The sequence below is a fragment of the Ruegeria sp. YTSA144 genome (genome assembly GCF_059610125.1).
This window is the reverse complement of sequence record NZ_JBXWNA010000007.1, coordinates 232040-247747: the sequence shown is the minus strand read 5'-3', so window position 1 is coordinate 247747 and position 15708 is coordinate 232040. Positions and strand designations below refer to the sequence as shown.

The window sequence follows — 15708 nt, the reverse complement described above, 5'->3', positions numbered from 1 at the left end:
GGCTCATAACCTGAAGGTCGTAGGTTCAAATCCTACTCCCGCAACCAAAAATAACAACCAAATATCAAACTCTTAGCGCCCCAAAGGGCGCTCTTGGCGTTTGGGACGTTTGGCCTCGGTGCTACAACGGTGCTACGCTGTGGGGCAAACTTCAAATACCTCAACGTAGCGACACCGACAGTCGCTGACGCCGAACCTTACCAAACAAAGAAAACTAACGCGCGTCCACCGTCAGTGCTGTCAGCACCGTCAGCTAAAACCGCGAGTGTCGGCTCAGAGCCCAAATAGACCATCACAGGGCGTATGGATTGCGCCTGTTTTGTCTTAGACAGGCCTGCTCTAATTCGGCAACCCAACTGCGATTGCTTTCGCGCTGGCAAGTGAAGAGGCAACAATCTTGTCAAACTCCACTACCGCATCTGGATTAACTTCATTGTCGTCATAGTCTGCGGCAATAAGCTGATCATGAAACGTCTGAATCATCTCCGTTTGATGAAGCAGGTCTCGTTGTGTGCAAAACATGTCCCATGACGGATTGGGAGATTGAAAATTTGCACATGCGTCAGCCCCGTCTCTAATCGTTTCTGACGCTACTGCAACGTAATAGAAACTGCGTCCAAACCTCCGGGTTTTGGCCTCTGCTTCACTATATAACAACAAGAGCTCGACCCACGCATAGTAACCGACCTTAAATGGAAAAGTCTCATCATATTCGAAGACTACGTCGATATTACTGCCTAGCTCCTCGAACCCAGAACAACTCAAACGTATTCGTTTTTGCTGAGCGTCTTCGGTATTTGCAGATGGAACTAGAACAACTTCTGGGCTCTTTTCTGGCGCAGCATAATATGGGTATGCGATGATCCTAGCGTCTTCATCGAATGGTTTTTCCCCAAAATGGTACGGCGTTTCGACACACCCACGGTACTCATCAGGAACACTAAAGGTTAACCCATCGTCAGCAACGGCAGGTGAGGTCAAAAAGCTTGCTAGGCCTAAGCTCATTGCTAACGGGGATGTTCTCGTAAGGATTTGATTCACCTAAATGCTTCCAATTCAAAGTTGCCTCAAATTTTTGCCGCGTCTTGGAGCTGACATCAACCTCAGCTCTGCTGTTGAAAGCATGCTTATCAAGGTCGGCTTCGTCCGCATAGGGGGCAAAGGCGCTGTGCAAAATCATCCAAAGGAATAGTATAAAGGTAAAAGCGCCCGACTGTTCGGGTCGAGCGCTTGAGCATTCGTTACCGCGTGAATTCTCACCGACTGCTCAATTCAATCACCCACATCCCGGCCTTTCCTTCACGGCTGAACGCGATGTTCACGCCCTGTCGCCGCAAAACCGGCTGAACCCTACGCAGGGCCGCACCAAACCGCGCCTCAGACCGGGGAAAACTCTGGCTGTCCTCGGTTAGCGCAGGAAAGCGGTCTCGCAGAACCTGCTTCAGTTCGGTTGCAGTGCCGCTCCAACGCTGAAAGGCGCGGGCTAACGCCGCAATCGGCTGGCTTTCGGTTTTCTTTGGCCTGCGAGACCAGTGATCCAGATCGGCCTTATGATAGCTGCTTGGGGTGTCATGCTCGCCCATCCCGTCAGTCGCCTCGCAGGCTACAAGGGGTGGGTCCATGCTGATGGATACTCCGGCTTCAACGGATTGTTCGGGCATGACAAGGCAGATGAGATGGCCTGCATGGCGCATGTCCGCCGCAAGTTCGTGGATGTCTTCGCCTCCCAGGGCAATGCCATCGCCGAGGAAGCGATCCGGCGGATCGCGGAACTCTATGCCGTGGAGAAAGAGGCGCGGGGCAAATCGCCCGCAGTCCGCGCCGCGCTACGTCAGGCAAGAGCCAAACCTATCTTCGATGATCTGGAAGCTTGGCTCCACGCGCAACTGCCAAAGATCTCCGGCAAATCGCCACTGGCCCAGGCCATCCACTACGCCCTTGGCCGGATGCCAAAGGCGCGGCCATATCTTGAGAACGGGCAACTGGAGCTCGACAACAACACCGCCGAACGGGCCGTCAAACCTGTCGCCATCGGCCGGAAAAACTGGATGTTCGCAGGCTCCGAGGGCGGCGGCAAAGCCATGGCAATCGCCTTCACCCTGATCGAGACCGCAAAGCTCAACAACGTCGATCCGCAAGCCTGGCTCACTTGGGTTCTCGCCCAAATCGCCGATCATAAGATCACACGCCTCGACGAGCTCCTCCCCTGGCGTTACGCTGCCCAAGCAGCGTAACAACCTAAGCGCAAACCCAACAGGCCGGGTTCAACGGACGGGCACTTCTCATCTCCACTATCTAATGGTTACGATGAGCCTGAAATCCTCCGCTACGCAATCAACCTATTCTGTTCCATGAGTGCTGATGTCAGACAGTTTCGGCAATTAGCGGCTTGACGCAACGAACGATCATCTCGGCGGGAGTGGACCTTTCTCAAACGGAGCCTGACCCGCATAGAAGCGCGCCATGTTTTCTTCCAGCCGGATTCGCAGTGGGTCGTCACAGGACAGGTGGACAAGAACACCCAAAAGGGCGCCGCTCATTAGTGGATTGACATCGATCTTACCTGCCGAACGGACGGCGGGCGCAAACCGCGCGGGGACCATGACGCTTCGACTGGTTTCCGTCGCGAGCGAGGACCCGGTATATGTTCCTATTCCGTTATAGTATTCGACCCACTCTCTCGTCACCTGCGTGATCTCAACGAGAGGTTCACCGCAATCACCAAGCCGTCGATAGCGCGCGAGCGCATATCCAGCGATGAGCCCGGCCTGGGGCTGAGTCCGGGCCTCGGTCCGGACAAGATAGCCAAAGAGTTTGGCTAACGGTGCAAGGTCGTCGCCCAAAAGCGCAGATGCGCCTTTTTCCAGCAGGTCGGCGTCTGACTGCCCCAATGCATGGGTTAGTTTGAAGTTTCCCAAAGCGATATTGCGCAGCCGAACTCCCCAATAGCTGTCTCCAAACGGATCGCCAGCCACCCGCGACGCTTCGTAAAGTCGCAACTCGGCCTCCAGACGACGCCCTCTCTCTTCGGCTGCGAGGTCAGCGAGAGAGGGCTGGATGACAGTCAAACGATCACGCGTTCCGTCTGGGAACAGAACGACAAGATGTACCACGTCTCCGGGCTGAAGGTCGGACAGCAGAGCCTGCATCTGCGCCTGACCCTGCCCACCCTCTCCACTGCCGTCGCGTTGGCGTTCGACGTGGAGGACAAATGTTCCGACAGGCAACCCAGGTCGATCTCCGTCCGCCGGAATGTCCTCAGTCAGTTCCAGCGCGAAGCCGAAAGTGCCGTCGGGCAGAAAGCCGGAATGCGGTCTTAGACCGCCCTCGGAGATAAGTGGATCCACCGCCGCCATGCTGGCGGTCGCGACGAGCACGACCGTTGCGGCGGCACGAAGCCGTCCGCTCATCAGTAGTCCCCGCAATCCGGGGCGATACCCCCGGAACAGTAGCGCCGGATCCTAAGCCTGCCCTCGGCGGTCGGCACGAGTTCGGCGTTGTCGGTCTGAAGCCGGAAGTCGGCGGCTTCGAGAACCTGAAGCCTGCGATTTTTCCGAAAGGCAATCTGAAAGTAGCACTGCATCGCATCGCCATCCGCGTCGAAGCACGTGACGGTGTCTGTCTCCACCCGGAGGTCGGTGTACATCGGACGGTTTTCGGTTGGTAGGACGGTATCAATGATGCGGACATAGCCGTTGCCGGGCTCCGTTCGGAAGGTCCCTTCTCTCGCGATGTGCCGAGAGCGCTCGATCTGCCAGTCGAGTATGGCCGCCGCAATCCGGCCCTGATCTACATCGAGGGGTTCGGCCTGCTGTGCTGCCGCTTGCGCGACGAGCATGATCGGACCAAATATTAACGCCATCAATCTCATACGCCAGCATTCCTTACACAAGCCTAGGTGATCTATAGTTCTATCAAAGACCTTCGCACTGCGTTCGAGCCGCCAATTCACCGAGAGCCGCGGACGAACCAGATAGGTCGAAGCGCGACATGATTTTGCCGCCAAGCAAGACATCGACGTTCGATCCGGCACGCAATGCCGAAGTGATCGCGCGCATCTGACTGACCGGCCAGGGCTCGCCGCCCAGCATGAAATCCTGATAGCATCCGTGAGCGCCACAGGTCGCTGGCATCTGCAAGGGTTGACCGCCATCGATCTGGAAATAGACGACCGCACCATCGTCAACGAATTTCAAATCAGCTGGGCGAGTGTCCGGGGTGAGAGAGATGTCAATGGTGCCTCCGTTGCCACATCCGATATCCAACCGATGACCTTGAGCGTTGACCACGAATGCGCTGCCGTTGTCATCGCTCGCTTCGGGCGACCTCAGCGCCCATTCGGCTAAAGCCTCGGTTGCAGGTAAGAAAGAAATTAGAAACATGATCATAAGTCTGGTCATTACAAACTCCACATCTGGTCCGGCTTTCATTCAGGTACTACTTGTTCAGCGGCAATCTCCGCCTTCGTGTCGTCAGGTAGCGATGACACAATGGCCTGATAAAGCTTGAAACCGTGTGGCATATCGCTGCCGCGATAATCGAGCATGTCGGGTGATCCCCCGATCAATTCTCCTCCCAGTGAGAACACGCCATGGATTCCGACTAACTTGTCCAAGGGCTCCAGAGGAGCATCGGTGCCGTCGAGGTTCAGGCGACGCGGCAAGGCATCAATTGATGACAGCAACAAGACTCCGTCTCCGGATGGAGCTACGATCCCGGTCGACTGACCTATGATCGAGGCGGGAATTCTCGCCAACTCACTTCCTGTCTCACGCTCGAAGACAATAAGGTCAAAATTACCGTTTGGCATCGCAAAAACACGATCCTCGTCATCCGTCGCGATGCGCCCCCAATGTGCACCAAGACCAGAAGGCTCGGCTGGAAAACGGTGTAACAGATTGGCCCCGTCCCGCCCGATCCTCCACAATTCCACAGGCGGTGGGTTGCCCTGTGCGACATCGCCAGCGATGAAATGCATCACTCCGTCCCGGCCGCCATCGATGGGGCTGAGAAGCGTGAAGTCGCCGAACTTCGCGCTCGCGACGCGCTGCCAATCGGCCGTATCCCAGAGATGTGCGACGGTCGGCGAAGCCCCGAGCGTGAGAAGCAGCGAGCCATCGCGCGAAAAGGCGGCCCCACCGGAGTTGGGGAGGGTGCCGGGCTCATGCCCCGGCAATCGGACGATCTCAGCGCCAGTTACGGCATCGAACACCACCGCCACACCCTCCGCAGGAGCTATCTGAACAAGGAAGCGTCCGTCAGGCGAGAAGGCAGGTGCTTGCACCCCCCATGCCCCGTCCGTCAGCGCCTCGATGGGAAGGAGTTCTGCCACCTTCTCGCCGCTACGAGGATCCCAAAGTGCCAAGCCGCTCCGCGACTGGTCACCGTCGGGAGAGGGAAACAGACCTACGCTTGCAAGACGAGTGCCAGTACCATCAAATTCGAAAACGGACATGACCGGCAGATCAAGTCGAATGGAACGCGACACAGCTGCACGAACGAGCGCGTCGTAGGCATCGCCGAACCGCACAAAGTCGTCATCTTCCGGTTCCGCTGGCAAACCCTTGAGTACAGCGACAATTGCCGCTGTACGTTCCCCCTTTCCCAACGCCTCGCGTGACTCAGCGGCAAAGTCCCGAGACTGGTAATCAGCTAGCTCTTGTGCTGAGACATTCGTTCCGATCAGGGTTACAAGTGCTGCAAGCAGAATGCGCATTGACGTCCTCGCATTTAGTTAATTCCGAAAAATAGGTTGAATATCTTATCTTCTAAAGGCCGTTGTCTTGTAGGTAGGTTGCAACTCGGTCCCAAGCTTCCCCCGATCTTTCGCCACGATACAATTCGTCAAATTCCGCGTTGAATCTGTCTTTGAAGTCTTGCGGCCAGTCTTGGCCCGCAGACAATCCATACTGCCGCAACTCAGCATAGGCATCGGCATCCCCGATTTCTCTTGCGACCGCCTCAAAGATGACGCAAATTTCAGCCGCTCCGCCCTCGTTGTTGGTTATTGATGGGTAAGATGCCGCTGTGCATTCAGCCACAAACCCCCGCCAATCCTCGCCCAACCCAGCTGCTGACGAAGTGCTGACAGTAGCTGGCAAAGCAGTCCCGGCCGCTTTCGCTAAGCCTTCTTCCAACTGGCGCAAACGCGGACCATCGCAGCGATCCTGTGCAATAAGGTCCCGCACGCCCACAAAGCGCGGATTCAGTACGTTGTCGGAAAAGTAGGGTGCCGTTCTTCGCGCTAATGGTGCGAAGGCCGGTCTGACCTTAAGCTCATGAAGAAACGTGTCAGTTTCGCGCGCACGTTCTGTGCCGGAACCGTCCCGCGTGACGGTCGTCAAGTTTGTTTGGATCGGGATAGTTACAGCATCGGGACCGTGACAGCCCGCGACGTGATAGGATAGCGCAAAGAGAATACGCATTGCGGCGTCTGCCAGGTCGGGCGTGTCAATCTTTGTGGCGTTGTGGTTCCAGATGGCAACCATCGCGGCATCGCCAATGAGGTGCCGCATCGCGGGCGGCAATGGTTCGGTCTTGGCAACCTGTCTGGCCTCGATGGGGAACTTCATGACAATGGTTAGTTCGGTCCCGATGGACGGGCGATAAAGATCCATGCGCCAATCAACCTCGAAACTCAAATCATCATCGAGAAATTTCGACATGCGCGCGTGAATTCTTTGGGCTCCGTCGGGTCCGAGAAATCCATTAGCCCAGTCCGCGACCACCACATCACCGGCCTCGAACCCGATCTTGGCGGCAGTGCTGTCGGGTCTTACTCTCGCCACTATGACTGTGGCTCCATCCTGGGAAAACTCGATTCCATATTCTTGCCAACTGCGATCACGGCTCTGGTCTGCTTTGACGGAGAACGGCGATAAAACCAGAAAAAATAGCGTCAAAATCCAAAATGATCGAAACATATTACCTCTTTCATTAACAAATTTTAGTCGCCGCTGCTATCGCTATGCTCCTCGTTCCTTCGGCGGACCCTCATCGTGTAGTCAGATTACTTTATGATACATCGTCGGCGTTGAGGCCATCAGTCCGGCTTTCCGTCGCTACATCCCATGCGTCGGCCCCGGTCGATGTCCCGATCCTTCTTGACCTCCCGATCATTCTCCTGGCAGCGCTCGTCCTCGATCTCCAGCTTCTCTCGCGGCTTGTTGAGCCGGTCGTTCAAGCGCTCGTTCACGGACGGCTCGCGTTCTTCGCGCCTGGTGTCCTCGCCAAGCTCGGAATCGCTGTGACCGTCCAGCCTGTGCACCGCCGCCTGGCCGTCCCGCCCGGCATCCTTTTCCATGATCTCTTTCAGGCGCTCGCGCGTTACGCTGCCCAAGCAGCGTAACAACCTAAGCGCAAACCCAACAGGCCGGGTTCAACGGAAGGGCACTATCGTCCTCACCTCCGGACAGGTGATAAGCGTTGCATCTGACCCTTCCTGATACGCCTATGACGCCGACAGGTTCCGAGAAGCGTTAAAAGACAAAGGGATACGCGCCTGCATCCCAGCCGCAAGCAACGAAAGACCCCGGTCAAACACGATAAGCACAGGTACAAACGCCGCAACCGGATCGAGATCATGTTCGGCAGTCTCAAAGACTGGAGACGCGTCGCAACCCGCTATGACCGCTGTCCCAAGGTGTTCCTATCTGCCATCGCGCTCGCGGCTATCGTCATCTCTTGGTTATGAATCCTGACCCCAGGACAGGTCATTTAGAAATCCTTTAAAGTAATTATTCTAATTTGCAGTCGAAAATCAGCTTTTCGAAAGCTTCAACTAACTCTTCTACGTTCGAACCTTGCAATTGAAGAGCGGGACCAAAAGGTCCGACTACCTTTCCAGACGGGCAATACTCTTTTGTCCCACCAGAAAAGAAATCCGTCATGTCGTCTTTCAACAAAAACTCTCGGCTTGAAGCTATTGCTGCGTCCTTACCTCGACCATATTTTTCTATCGCAGTCTGTCGGCGAATATTGGCTTCTGCCTTTAGGCTATTCGTTCGATCTGCCCACTCTCCAATAGGTGAAAGCAGAACATGAAACCGCCACATTCCATCCACTTCTCTAGCGTGCTTATGGAGTGTTTCCGCGTCGTGATGCCTCAAGTCAAAGAAGTAATGCTCAGATTGTGTGGACGAACCGGTTGTACACGCATCCGTATCCTTAAGGACTAGGTCTATACGGCATTGTTCGACAGAAGTTTCAACACTGTCGTACCTGGAATCCAGATACGCTCTCTTCAATGCTTCAGCAATCTGGAGACTGGTTGTGTCTGCCGAAACCTCCAGCGGAGAAAAAAGTAAAAAAAACTATTAGTGCCTTTAAGCAGAAAGCTTGAGGTTTGTTTGATTGCATTGAAAGTGCTGCTGCCGTGGCAGCGTTTCCATAGACAGACGCTGCTCTGGCTGTGAGAAAAAGACTGCCAACCAGATCTTCAAGCCATTCTTCTCTCTCGTCAATGGGATCAGTGATATGGGGCAACGTCTTACAAGTCATGATTTATAGAACTCCTTTATCTACAAAAAAAGACGTGTGAAATTGAAAACAGAAAAGCAGCAACCAAGACCAGATAAAAACCGCCGAAAATCGCGGGGCCGGGCGCGGCAACTGATCGAAAATCAGCGCCGAGCTTCACCTCAGCGAATGCTGGCCCATTATCTGGTATCGAAGTGTCAATTGCTGTTCGGACCTTTCCAAGGAGTGGCAACCGCAATCCAGGTGACGGGTTTAGTTTCATTCGGCTTTCGGTGTTGAAAACTCTGCTGACATCTCACATGGTTTGACAGCAAAAAGCCCTGCTCAATTCGAATTTGGCGAGGCGGTTTGCCGGCCCCGAAATTTGCAAATTTATTCGAAAAACCTTAAACTCAGCAGATTAAAGCCAAAAGCCATTTCCGGTTTTTGACGGCAAAGTCATACGAAAACACAGAATTTCCGGCCGAAATTGATTTCGTGGAGCCATAAATATGACTAAAAAAAACACCTTTATTGACATGCACACCCACCTGTTCACGGCGCGATATCTGCCGTTGCACAGTATCTTCTACTCGTTCACTTCACTGTATTTGTTTTCGCTTGGGTTGGCCTTTCTGGCGCTTCGTTTGACCCGCATGAGTGACTTCAGCAGACCCGCGACGGAAGAACCTGACCAGGACGATTTGATCAACGCGTTGCTCGATCACGATGTGGACCGGCTTATGCGGGCCATTGCACTTCCCGTTCGTGAGAAGATCAGAGAGTATCAATCGACACCCAACCCCAGCCACCAGGATTGGAAGGACATAGAGGAGCTGATCCGAGCCCTGAACGATATTGACCATGATATCAACTATTCAGGGGCCGGCGACCTCCCGATAGGTGTCCAGCTTGTGGGCGGCGACAGAATTTCTGAAAGTTCCGTCTTTGCCGACAGTGGCACGGACGCTGATTTGCTGGATCGGTTTCTGGCCGAGGCCTTCCGGGTCGCTGGTCAAAAAGCGGTAGAAAGCGATTTCTTTCATGAAGCTGCACACTTGCCGTCGGGTGAGGTGTACAAACCTGGATCTGATGCCGGCTTTCGTGCCGTCCGCATTCCAATCGGTCAAATCGGCATTATCTTTCAGTTTCTTGAATTCTTTGTCATCATGACCTTGTCCGAGCGAAACCGGTTCAAAGCGCTCAAGAGGGATTTCAAGAAGGATGGTCAGCCGAGCGACCCGGAAGCCAGCCTTTTCGTGGGTATCCTGCTGGATATGCGCCGTGCCTTCGACAAGCTCAAGGAATTTTGGATGCCCGGATTCCTACCGCCGTATTTTGACTTCACCGAACAAATGGACCGGATGCAGTCACTCGCAGCTGAGAACCCGAATGAATTGATCAATTTTGGTGCGGTTGACCCGTTTCGAGGCGGGAACTGGAAACAGATTGTCGATTCAGGCGTTGCACTAGGAATAACGGGATACAAAATCTATCCGCCCTTGGGGATCCGGCCGATCGATATGCGCGGCTACCAGACCCCGGTCGCCTCTGGGCGAAGTCTGGACAAGTACAGAGAAAAAGCGCAGAACCCTGCGCCCTACCCAATGGCACAGGCCAAGATGGGTGACATCATTCGCCATTTCTCCAGCCACAACCTGCGTTTGTTTGCCCATTGCAGCCCGATGGGGTTTGAGGTGGAGAAAGGTTACGGCGTCTATTCCGATCCAGAGTTGTGGAAGCACGCGATGGAGACCCACAATGCCCAGGACCTTTGGTTGTTCCTGGCTCATGGTGGTGGCGCAAAAGAAGTAGATTGGATGGGATGGGCAGCAACCAACAATTTTGACCAAACATTTGCCTATCGTGCTATTCGCTTGGTTGAGGAATTCGACAATGTCTATCTTGGCTTGGGTCATTTTTTGGGAATTCTGGATTCAAAGCTCAAGCCAAAGATATTTCAGCGATTGAAATCAGTACTAGTGGCCAAGAGAACCAAGAACGCACCGCACCATTTCCGGGACAAAGTGTGTTTTGGAACGGATTGGGCGATGCCCCTGATGGTCGGCAGAACCCGTGAATACCTGATCGAATTTGACAAGTTCTTCAGCGATCCACAGATCAGACCTTGTGCACCTAACTTTTTTGAAGGAAATGCAAAAAAATTCCTGGGTATTTGATGGGTTTTCAGGCTGAAAGTGCCTGACAGGCGTCCAAGACAACCTGAAATTCCGATGGTCCTGTTTCGCACGGACTCCCGATGCAGGGGGCGATCTCTGAATAATATATTGTGCATTGTAAATACATGTTATGTTGATTGGGGGGTATTTTTATGAGTCGTATTTTGGAAGAGTCCTATAGGGCTTACGAACCTCGTCCTTTTACTGCGGATCAGCGCAAGGATGTCACCCTGTTGTTTGGTGGGGTTACGTGGCGCGCCGAAAAACTGCTGGAAGGCCTGTTCAAAAGCGCGGGCTACAATGCGCAGCGCCTGCCTGATGTGACAGTTGAAGACTTGTACCTGGGACGTGAACTGGCGGATGTCGGACAGTGCTGCCCCACAGCTTTCACGACGGGCAACTTGTCGAGTTTCCTCAGAAACGAAGCCGAGGCCATCGGGGCTGACGAAGTGGCCGAAAAATATGTTTATGTGACCGCCGGGGCCTGCGGAGCCTGCCGTTTCGGTCAATATCACCAAAGCTATGAGCTTGCGCTGAAGAACCTGGGGCTCGAGGCGTTCAGGATGTTTCTGGTTCAGCAGCATGAAATCGATCAGTCGAAAGGCAAAGACGCCGGTTTGCAGACTGACATTCACCTGCTGCTGAGCACGGCCTTGGGCATGATGGCTGCGGATGCCATTCAGGATCTGGAATACCAGCTGCGACCCTATGAGCTAGAGCAAGGAGCGACCAACCGGGCGGCTCAGAAGGCGGTTTCCGAGATATACGATGTCATGTTGAGCAGGCCGAAACACATGCCGAAATGGGGATCAGTCCTGTGGCATGCGACGACCAGACGCTTCCTGAAGGCCATGAGGCGTGCGCGCGGCCATTTTGAAGACATCCAGCTTGATCGCTTGAGGGTCAAGCCGATGGTCAAGATTACCGGCGAGTTCTATCTGGCCACCGCCGAAGGGGTGCAGAACTACAATATGCATAACTGGCTTGAAGGCGAAGGCGCCGAAGTTCAGCCGGCGCCGATGGTCGTATGGTTCGACTACCTGATGCGGTATGGCGGACAAAAGCTGAAGCTGGGTTTCGGGATAAAAGAAAAAGCGCGTCAGAATTATGTTCTGCTGAAACTTGGGCAGCGCTTCTTCAGGTTCAAATACGATCAGATGCGCCGGACGCTTGGGGGCGTTCCCCGTCCGATGCCCGATCAGGACAAGCTGCGCAAATTGGCGGCTCCGTTTTTTGACAACATGATCAACGGGGGTGAGGGTGATTTGCTGATCGCCAAGGCGATCTGGGCGCATACCCAGCGAAAAGCACATATGATTTGCGAGCTGTCGCCCTATGGCTGCCTTCCCAACACAATGAGCATCGGCGCAATGGCGGCCGTACAGGGCCGGTATCCCGATATGCTGTATGCCCCAATCGAGGTAAAAGGGGACAGTGACGTACACGCTTTGTCGCGGTGCCAGATGGTGCTGGCAGACGCCAAGATCCGCGCGCAGGAGGAATTTGAATCTGCTCTTGCCGCTGCCGGGTTGACTGCGGACGAGGCCAGAAAGCGCGCCAAAGAGCATCCCAAGGTCAACACGCCGTTTTGGAAAGTTCCCCATCGTGGCGCCGTGGGCACCGCATCCAATGTCGTGCTTGAGCTGGGAAATGCCACGTTGTGAAATACGCGGGGATAGATATCGGATCGACAACTGTAAAAGGCGTCGTGGTAGAAGATGGCGAAGTCATCTGGAAAGCCTATGGTCGTCACAAAACACGCCAGGCCGAGAAAACCCTTGAACTGTTGTCGCAAATGGAGCTGGAGGCCGGCCTGACCGCCGGTCGCGATGTCGTCACGTTTACGGGATCCGGGGCTGGGACACTGGCAGATCATGTGAACGCGCGGCAAATCCAGGAAGTTGTCGCCGTCGCGGCCGCAGTCGAAGCGTTGCATCCGGATGTGCATTTCGTGTCTGAAATTGGCGGGGAAGACATGAAGACGTTGTTCTTCACGCCAACCTCCGCAGGCAAGGCCAAGCAGGTCTATATGCAATCAGCGTGCAGTGGCGGTACGGGCACCTTTATCGAAAAGTCAGCACGAAAGCTGAATATTTCTCCGGACGAACTGACCACTCTGCCATTCGATGGTCAAACTCTTCATCGGATCAGTGCCAAATGTGGGATCTTTGCTGAGACTGACGCAAATAGTCTGGTCAAGGCCGGAGTTCCCAAGACCGAAATCATCGCAAGCTTGTTTGACGCAGTTGTGCGGCAGAACCTGGCGACTTTGACAAAAGGCAACACCCCCACACCATCAGTGCTTTTGCTGGGCGGACCGAACATGTTCTTTCAAGGTCTTCAGCAGGCATGGGCAAGCCATTTGGCCGCGCTGTGGGACGAGCGCAATGTCGTATTGAAAGCTGGACAGAGCGTCACTGATGCAATCCTGGTCCCCGGCGACGCCTTGTACTATGCGAGCCTTGGTTGCGTCGAGATTTCTCGCCGGGAACAAAATGTATCCGGGGCCTATTCCGGCACGGATGGCCTGAAATGGTGGGTGGAAACAGGCCAGCACGGTGAAAAGGCCAAAACCGGGCAAGAGGCCTTGGCCCGGAACGGTGAACTCGTCCGGTTCCTGAAGGATTTTACGCAACCCGTGATCCAGATGCCCCAGCCTGTTGCGGCCGAGACATATTATGTCGGGTGCGATTTCGGCAGCACCACGGTCAAGGCGGTGGCGTTGGACCGCGACGCGGAAATCAAGGCTTCGGTCTATCAGCACAGTCAAGGAAACCCGATCGAAGATGCCAAGTCCGTTTTCCGCAAGTTGCGTGATGCAGGGATCGAGAATATCGGCGCTCTTGGGCTGACGGGGTATGGGAAAGATCTGCTGAAGGATATTTTAGGGGCGGACGTTCCGGTGGTCGAGACGGTCGCACATGCGGCGGCTGCCATGCACATACATCCCGACGCAGACGCGATATGCGACGTTGGTGGGACCGATGTCAAAATCATGCTGTTGCGGCAGAAAGCGGTCGTCGATTTTCGGCTCAATTCCCAATGCTCTTCCGGCAACGGGGCGTTTCTTCAAGGCGTTGCCGAACGCTATGATGTCCGGCTTGAGGACTATGCCGAAAAAGCCTTCAGCGCCAAGCGGATGCCGAAACTGATGATGGGGTGCGGCGTGTTCCTTCAGTCCGACATCGTGAACCAGCAACGCAAAGGGTGGGCGGCAGAAGAGATTATGGCAAGCCTTGCCGCGGTCCTGCCTCTGAACGTTTGGGTCTATGCCGGGCAGTTTCAGAACCTCAAAGCCATCGGCAGGAAGTTCGTCCTGCAAGGTGGGACACATCGAAACCTGGCAGTCGTCAAAGCCCAGATCGATTTCATCAGGGGCAAAATTCCTGACGCAGAAATTACTGTGCACCCTCATGCTGGCGAGGCTGGCGCGTTGGGCGCGGCCCTTCTTGCGGTCGAACATGTGAACACCGGGCAAAAGTCCCGGTTCGTTGGGCACGACCGCGTCGAAGAATTGGAATATGTCAGCACTACCAACAGCAAAACCACCTGCAAGTGGTGTGCGATGAACTGTAGCCGGGCCTTTGTGGATGTTCAGATTCCCGGCGGTCGCGGCCGGGCAAACAGCAAGGTTCCTCTGGCGGAAGGGTGGGAGCGGGTGATTACCGGCAATTCCTGCTCGAAAGGATTGATTGAAGACGCAGCCGAGATGAAAGCGCGAAAAAAGCAAATCGACGAGGAAGCGAATGCCAATCCAAATATTGCAGAAAGCGTTCGCGAAGGCGCCTTTCGCTAAGTCCAAACCGCCCAAGCGGGATTTTCGGATCGGCATCCCTCGGGTCCTGAACCAGTGGTCGACGCACAGGTTTTGGACGACGTTGTTCGTTGAACTGGGAATCAATCGCCGCAGTATCGTCTATTCGTCGGACACATCAGAAGCACAGCAGCTGAAATTCGGAAAAGGGCGCGGTGCTGTCGACTGCTGCTATCCTGTCAAATGCATGTCTGGCCATTATGGCGAATTGCTGAACGGGCAAAAGCGCCCCATTGATATCCTGTTCGTTCCCATAATCCTGACTGTCCCATCCTTTTTGCGGGGTCATGTCCGGGAAAACATGGCCTGCCCGCGCGTCATTGCCGGCCCCGAAAGTACACGGGCCGGCTTTCGGCGGGAAAAGGACGTGTTCAAGGAACTGGGCGTACACTATCTTTCGCCGGCCGTATCCTTGGCAGACCCACAAATTGCGACCCGGCAGTTGTACGATGCCCTGAAGGGCGTAATCACCGACTTGCGCATGACTGAACTGCGCGCGGCTGTTGCCACGGCTTACGATGCCCTTCAAGAGTTCGATCAGAGCCTGCGGCGGCAAAGTCTGGCGGTACTGTCCGAATGCGCCACGCAAAATCGACCTTGCATCCTGGCCTTGGGTCGCCCGTACCACATGGACACCGGAATTGGCCACGCCATTGAAAGCGAGTTGCAGGCCTTTGGTTATCCGATCCTCTGGGGTCAATATCTGCCATTGGACGCAGAGATACTGGACTGGTTGTACGGCGATCTGATCAAAGCCGGCCGAATTCAAAGCCCTTTTGACATTTCGGATATTTGGAAAACATCCCACAGCGCAAACACGAATGAACTTCTGTGGGCTGCACGCTATGGATCCATTATGCCCTGGATAACCTGTTCGATCCGGTTTTCCAGCTATGAATGCGGAATGGATCAGCCGACTTATTCGCCAGTCCAGGAAATCACCGAAGCGCTTGGAACGCTTTTCTTCGTGTTTCAGGATCTTGATGAGACGAAACCCGCCGGCTCTGTTCGAATTCGCGTGGAAACCATTGCTTACTATCTGGAACAGAAATCGCCGAATATCATTCAAAGCAAACTGGAGGCCCTGAAAACTGCACCACCTGAATTGCTGTTGCCAACTTGATCCATCGGTCGGTTTTCAAGGCAGTACGGCACCCGTTTGCGGGCACGAGGCCAAAAGCGGTTCAGGCTGTGTTGGCGCCGCGACGCGAAAGAGACTTCTGAACAAACAACCTGGGGCTTATCGACTAAGAAGCA

The 15708-nt window shown here is 54.6% G+C and carries 13 protein-coding genes and 2 pseudogenes; 6 read left to right on the top strand and 9 right to left on the bottom strand.

The window, feature by feature from the left end; genetic code table 11:
* Positions 1-339: 339 nt before the first annotated feature.
* Together AC2FF8_RS16110 and AC2FF8_RS16105 are read right to left on the bottom strand one after the other, a co-directional pair.
* Positions 340-1041 carry a hypothetical protein gene (locus AC2FF8_RS16110; protein ID WP_496880197.1) on the bottom strand — a complete coding sequence of 234 codons (702 nt, stop codon included), beginning with the start codon at positions 1039-1041 and terminating at the stop codon, positions 340-342.
* Between the two features lie 215 nt (positions 1042-1256).
* Positions 1257-1583, bottom strand: a complete 327-nt coding sequence (locus AC2FF8_RS16105; protein ID WP_496880196.1) for an AICE-type RepA C-terminal domain-containing protein — start codon at positions 1581-1583, stop codon at positions 1257-1259.
* Between AC2FF8_RS16105 and tnpC the strand changes: the two are divergent.
* A pseudogene (tnpC, locus tag AC2FF8_RS16100) lies at positions 1581-2234 on the top strand (IS66 family transposase); the annotation flags it as partial. The gene AC2FF8_RS16105 and the pseudogene tnpC overlap by 3 nt on opposite strands.
* 171 nt (positions 2235-2405) lie before the next feature.
* Here the strand turns inward: tnpC and AC2FF8_RS16095 are convergent.
* The 6 genes from AC2FF8_RS16095 to AC2FF8_RS16070 all read right to left on the bottom strand — a co-directional run bounded on the left by AC2FF8_RS16095 (position 2406) and on the right by AC2FF8_RS16070 (position 7303).
* Complete coding sequence (locus tag AC2FF8_RS16095; protein WP_496880195.1) at positions 2406-3410, bottom strand: hypothetical protein; 1005 nt, start codon at positions 3408-3410, stop codon at positions 2406-2408.
* On the bottom strand, positions 3410-3871 hold the full coding sequence (locus AC2FF8_RS16090; protein WP_425079873.1) for a hypothetical protein: 462 nt from the start codon (positions 3869-3871) through the stop codon (positions 3410-3412). The genes AC2FF8_RS16095 and AC2FF8_RS16090 overlap by 1 nt, the downstream gene beginning before the upstream one ends.
* A gap of 43 nt (positions 3872-3914) precedes the next feature.
* Positions 3915-4430, bottom strand: coding sequence for a hypothetical protein (locus AC2FF8_RS16085; protein WP_496880194.1), 516 nt, complete (start codon positions 4428-4430; stop codon positions 3915-3917).
* Positions 4427-5716 carry a WD40 repeat domain-containing protein gene (locus AC2FF8_RS16080; protein WP_496880193.1) on the bottom strand — a complete coding sequence of 430 codons (1290 nt, stop codon included), beginning with the start codon at positions 5714-5716 and terminating at the stop codon, positions 4427-4429. The genes AC2FF8_RS16085 and AC2FF8_RS16080 overlap by 4 nt, the downstream gene beginning before the upstream one ends.
* Positions 5717-5768: 52 nt before the next feature.
* Complete coding sequence (locus AC2FF8_RS16075) at positions 5769-6923, bottom strand: hypothetical protein (RefSeq protein ID WP_496880192.1); 1155 nt, start codon at positions 6921-6923, stop codon at positions 5769-5771.
* Positions 6924-7042: 119 nt separating this feature from the next.
* Positions 7043-7303 (bottom strand): hypothetical protein, encoded by a 261-nt coding sequence (locus tag AC2FF8_RS16070; protein WP_496880191.1) that lies wholly within the window; start codon positions 7301-7303, stop codon positions 7043-7045.
* Positions 7304-7451: 148 nt separating this feature from the next.
* On the opposite strand from AC2FF8_RS16070, the pseudogene AC2FF8_RS16065 reads away from it, so the two are divergent.
* A pseudogene (locus tag AC2FF8_RS16065) lies at positions 7452-7693 on the top strand (transposase); the annotation flags it as partial.
* A 43-nt stretch (positions 7694-7736) separates the two neighbouring features.
* Here AC2FF8_RS16065 and AC2FF8_RS16060 read toward each other — a convergent pair.
* Positions 7737-8054, bottom strand: a complete 318-nt coding sequence (locus tag AC2FF8_RS16060) for a hypothetical protein (RefSeq protein WP_496880190.1) — start codon at positions 8052-8054, stop codon at positions 7737-7739.
* A 942-nt stretch (positions 8055-8996) separates the two neighbouring features.
* On the opposite strand from AC2FF8_RS16060, the gene AC2FF8_RS16055 reads away from it, so the two are divergent.
* The 4 genes from AC2FF8_RS16055 to AC2FF8_RS16040 all read left to right on the top strand — a co-directional run bounded on the left by AC2FF8_RS16055 (position 8997) and on the right by AC2FF8_RS16040 (position 15574).
* Complete coding sequence (locus AC2FF8_RS16055) at positions 8997-10637, top strand: amidohydrolase family protein (RefSeq protein ID WP_496880189.1); 1641 nt, start codon at positions 8997-8999, stop codon at positions 10635-10637.
* A 152-nt stretch (positions 10638-10789) separates the two neighbouring features.
* The gene (locus tag AC2FF8_RS16050) at positions 10790-12301 is read left to right on the top strand and encodes a hypothetical protein (RefSeq protein ID WP_496880188.1); all 1512 of its coding nucleotides are present in this window, start codon (positions 10790-10792) and stop codon (positions 12299-12301) included.
* Positions 12298-14433, top strand: coding sequence for a BadF/BadG/BcrA/BcrD ATPase family protein (locus AC2FF8_RS16045; RefSeq protein ID WP_425079881.1), 2136 nt, complete (start codon positions 12298-12300; stop codon positions 14431-14433). Before AC2FF8_RS16050 ends, AC2FF8_RS16045 begins: the two co-directional genes overlap by 4 nt.
* Positions 14384-15574, top strand: coding sequence for an acyl-CoA dehydratase activase-related protein (locus tag AC2FF8_RS16040; RefSeq protein WP_257599627.1), 1191 nt, complete (start codon positions 14384-14386; stop codon positions 15572-15574). The genes AC2FF8_RS16045 and AC2FF8_RS16040 overlap by 50 nt, the downstream gene beginning before the upstream one ends.
* The last annotated feature ends 134 nt before the right edge of the window (positions 15575-15708 follow it).

What these genes read in the sequence shown, in the direction of transcription:
- AC2FF8_RS16105 (WP_496880196.1), bottom strand. Translation starts at nt 1,583, where the DNA reads ATGGGCGAGCATGACACCCCAAGCAGCTATCATAAGGCCGATCTGGAT.
- AC2FF8_RS16080 (WP_496880193.1), bottom strand. Translation starts at nt 5,716, where the DNA reads ATGCGCATTCTGCTTGCAGCACTTGTAACCCTGATCGGAACGAATGTC.
- AC2FF8_RS16040 (WP_257599627.1), top strand. Translation starts at nt 14,384, where the DNA reads ATGCCAATCCAAATATTGCAGAAAGCGTTCGCGAAGGCGCCTTTCGCT.
- AC2FF8_RS16055 (WP_496880189.1), top strand. Translation starts at nt 8,997, where the DNA reads ATGCACACCCACCTGTTCACGGCGCGATATCTGCCGTTGCACAGTATC.
- AC2FF8_RS16085 (WP_496880194.1), bottom strand. Translation starts at nt 4,430, where the DNA reads ATGAAAGCCGGACCAGATGTGGAGTTTGTAATGACCAGACTTATGATC.
- AC2FF8_RS16070 (WP_496880191.1), bottom strand. Translation starts at nt 7,303, where the DNA reads ATGGAAAAGGATGCCGGGCGGGACGGCCAGGCGGCGGTGCACAGGCTG.
- AC2FF8_RS16095 (WP_496880195.1), bottom strand. Translation starts at nt 3,410, where the DNA reads ATGAGCGGACGGCTTCGTGCCGCCGCAACGGTCGTGCTCGTCGCGACC.
- AC2FF8_RS16060 (WP_496880190.1), bottom strand. Translation starts at nt 8,054, where the DNA reads ATGTGGCGGTTTCATGTTCTGCTTTCACCTATTGGAGAGTGGGCAGAT.
- AC2FF8_RS16090 (WP_425079873.1), bottom strand. Translation starts at nt 3,871, where the DNA reads ATGAGATTGATGGCGTTAATATTTGGTCCGATCATGCTCGTCGCGCAA.
- AC2FF8_RS16050 (WP_496880188.1), top strand. Translation starts at nt 10,790, where the DNA reads ATGAGTCGTATTTTGGAAGAGTCCTATAGGGCTTACGAACCTCGTCCT.
- AC2FF8_RS16075 (WP_496880192.1), bottom strand. Translation starts at nt 6,923, where the DNA reads ATGTTTCGATCATTTTGGATTTTGACGCTATTTTTTCTGGTTTTATCG.